4 protein-coding genes are annotated in these 3,423 nt (G+C 48.9%); all 4 read right to left on the bottom strand.

Going from position 1 to position 3,423, the window contains the following annotated elements; genetic code table 11:
• The coding region (locus RMO79_RS07500) for a pyruvate kinase (RefSeq protein WP_310482491.1) at positions 1-807 on the bottom strand (807 nt) is incomplete at its 3' end.
• 202 nt (positions 808-1,009) lie between these two features.
• Positions 1,010-1,942: a DUF5996 family protein gene (locus tag RMO79_RS07495; RefSeq protein WP_310482490.1), complete on the bottom strand. Its 933-nt coding sequence runs from the start codon at positions 1,940-1,942 to the stop codon at positions 1,010-1,012.
• Between the two features lie 328 nt (positions 1,943-2,270).
• Positions 2,271-2,984, bottom strand: a complete 714-nt coding sequence (locus tag RMO79_RS07490) for a pirin family protein (protein WP_310482489.1) — start codon at positions 2,982-2,984, stop codon at positions 2,271-2,273.
• A 45-nt stretch (positions 2,985-3,029) separates the two neighbouring features.
• Positions 3,030-3,423: glutathione binding-like protein (locus RMO79_RS07485; RefSeq protein WP_310482488.1), on the bottom strand; the 394-nt coding region annotated here is incomplete at its 5' end.

Raw genomic sequence — 3,423 nt, 5'->3', positions numbered from 1 at the left:
ATCGAGAATACTCGGAATCGTACAGCTAGTCTTGAAATGCTCTACATGGATCGATTTAGCCGGAGCTGCTGCACTTTCGAGTACGCGTCGCGACAGTACAATGCGATCGCCCTTAAAGACCCGCTTCTTATGGTGTGGTGCAAGTACAGCCCCAGTGCGAATTTTGGGGCCGCCTAAGTCCATCATGATTTTACATGGCGTGCCTGTTTCTCGTTCGGCACGGCGGATATTGTCGATCGCGCCTTGCCAGATTTCAGGCGTATCGTGGGCGCAATTAATCCGCATACAGTTCGCGCCGCGTTGAATAAAACTTTGCACTAACTCATAGTTAGTAGCAGCTTCAGTATCCAGCGTGACCATAATTCTGGCTCGACGGTGGGGTGATGAGACACCAAATAGTTCTTCCGTGTGCTGCTGTAGTAATCGATCGCCTTCAAAGAAAAACTCGATCGGTGGACGCTGGAAATGTCGATCTGATTTAGAGCCACAGATGACTTCTAAAGTGGTAATTACCGCATCGAGGTTGGGCATCACCCGTCCTTCAATCCGACCTAATGAGGATAAACCCCAAGGTATGAGTGCCGCTTGGAGAGAGCGGAGATCGTGCCGACGTAAAGCTAAATACTCAGCTAAATTCAAGGCACTATCGATAAACGCTATCCGCTGAATGTGCGGGTTCCACTCATCAAAGATGGCTTTTCCGTCGTTTTCGACGGTCTGGCGTAGTGCTTGCAATGTCGATAGTAAACCCTGGGGACTGGATAGATTGGGTGTTTCGGTACTAGGTTTGGAAATTTGACTAACCATTTGAAAATCTCCTGAATTAACTTGGTTTCGATTCTCCTCCTCGGAAAAACTCGCCCTCCGACTCAAATCGATTCTCCAGGGGAGAGGCTACGCCAACGGAGCCAAAGTACCATCCAATCCATAGATGGGTTGGAATGGTATAGTAAGTTTGTTCATGGGCTTCAGTCGCTGACTAACAAAAACCGTATTGACCCTACTGGGACTAAGCGCGTTCGAGATCTGTGCGATTCCAGTGACCCAAATTTGCCGCCGCCTCATAGGTGCTGTGGAGAAATGTCAGGAGCATGGCTTCGGGATCGTCTGCTTGGCGCACGGTTTCATAGGACAACATAAACTCGTGCATTTGAGGGTGATAAAACGCTTCTGGCGGCTGAATCGGGTAAGTCTTGAACCCGTCCGGTTCGGGGTAAGCATAGGCATAAAAAACAGCCTCCGTCACCGCTCCACCGCCCGCCCAGAAGCCACAGCTACTGACTTCATGGGAGTAGGCTTCCCGCGTTACCCAGTCAGCCATTCCCGGCACTCCACCAGGGTGTTGGGGCGCGGTTCTTCCCGAAAAGCGAGTAACGGCGAGATCGAAACTACCCCAGAAAAAATGTACCGGACTGGATTTACCGATAAAGTCTGCTCGAAAGATCGTCATGATGCGATCGACTTGGACTAAAATTCGCCAAAATTTTTGGGCAGATTCTGGATCGTAGGCAAAATATCGCTTGTCTAGATCGAATGGAATCGGATTTTCGAGTTCTTGGGGCATCGTCCAAATTGAAACTTCGATATCGACTGCCTTTAATGCGGCCATTATTGCATGATAAAACTCTGCCACCGATCGCGTTACCAAGTCAATTTTCTGGATTGCGCCATCGCTGACTTCGATGTATAACTGACTCTCGATAAAATCAAATCGGATCTCAAAAGTGCGAGTTTGATAAGGAATTGCACCAGTAGTTAACCCGCGCGGAGTCACGTAGAGAGTCGATTGCCACCAATGATTGATGTTGGGAGATAGTGCCAGCCGAATTTTGCCGACGATCTGAGTCCAGAGGTGCAAGATAGTGTATGTATCCTGCCATGATGCCAGCGGCAAACTAGGAAATAGGGTTGTAGCAGGCAGATTGCCAGTGGAAATAACCATATAGAGACTTCCTCATGTGTAAATTAAAGTGACAATGACAAATTGCCCTCACCCCCAGCCCCTCTGTCTTGTCGTTTTTTTATTCGGGGGTTCCCCCCGAATAAAAACGCCGCTCCCAAGCTTGGGAGAGGGGAGCCAGAGCCGGAGGCGAGGGCGGGGTGAGGGCAAAGGGCTGGCATTTTATATTTAATTTCGCATAGCTACTTACCTCACTTGGGAAATGCCGATTCCGCAAAGCGGACGCTACGCGAACGACAATTAGTAATTTGCCAATCGGCACCTCGATTACCTCCGGTAGGCTACGCCAACGTGTCGATGAAAGTAAGTTTTAAGACAAGTCAAATAACAAAATTTCAGCGTTAGATTCGGTGGTCAATTCTAGCGATTCTGGACTGTTGATTTGCACCCCATCCCCTTCCCGCAATAATTCGCCATTGAGTGTGGCGATGCCCCGTGCTACTTGAACCCAAGCAAACCGATGTTGCGCTACTTCAAACTTCACCAGATCGCCCGTTGATAGCACTGAGACGTAGAGATCGATATCTTGATTAATTACCACCGAACCATCCCGCCCATCTTTGGAACCAACCAGCCGCAATTTGCCTTGCTTTTCGGCGAGGGGAAAATCGCGTTGGTCGTAGCGCGGGGTAATATTCTCGCGATCTGGTAACATCCAAATTTGGAGAAAATGAACGGGTTCGGACTCAGAATTATTAAATTCGCTATGCTGAATCCCCGTGCCTGCACTCATGATTTGCACATCGCCTGGGCGAATCACCGAGCCAGTGCCCAAACTATCTTTATGCGCCAATTCGCCCGCTAACACATAGGTGAGAATTTCCATGTCTTTATGTCCGTGAGTACCAAATCCAGCACCTGGAATAACTCGATCGTCGTTGATTACCCGCAGCGATCGAAATCCCATCCGATTGGGATCTTGACAGTTGCCAAAAGAGAACGTATGGTGGCTGTCCAGCCAACCAATTTTGCTATGCCCTCGGAGATTGCGATCGTGAATTGTGTGTACGGTAGTGCTAATCATCTCATCGCCTTGTATTAGTGGACTTGCTTAGATTAAGTAAACGGTTTAATGAATCTGCTGCTGCTCCATCGCCCGTTTTACCCCCTCGTCTTCGCGCCAATGATGATAAAAGCGGTCGAGATTGGGATAATTGACCAAGCCAGTCGGTAAACTATTGCCCCAACGAATCATCGCAAACGCATAGGCATCGGCAATCGTGCGGCGATTTCCCACCACATAATCTTTACCCTCTAAATGTCGATCTAAATGCTGGTACACGCGATCGATCAGTTTATAAGAGGCTTCCTTGATGGATTGCTTGGTAAGCTCGCTACTATCGGTCGAGTAGCGAGCTGTCATAAAAAATGGACAAAAAGCGGGATGTACATCACCCGTCAGAAAAGCCATCCAGCGGTCGAGGTCATATCCATCCTGCAATGTGCCATCATCGCCCAGCTTC

It is taken from the genome of Chamaesiphon sp. VAR_48_metabat_403, from assembly GCF_031422475.1.
In the GTDB taxonomy this organism is placed as follows: Bacteria; Cyanobacteriota; Cyanobacteriia; order Cyanobacteriales; family Chamaesiphonaceae; genus Chamaesiphon.
The sequence above is the reverse complement of the archived record's forward strand: the minus strand, read 5'-3'. Positions and strand labels throughout refer to the sequence as shown.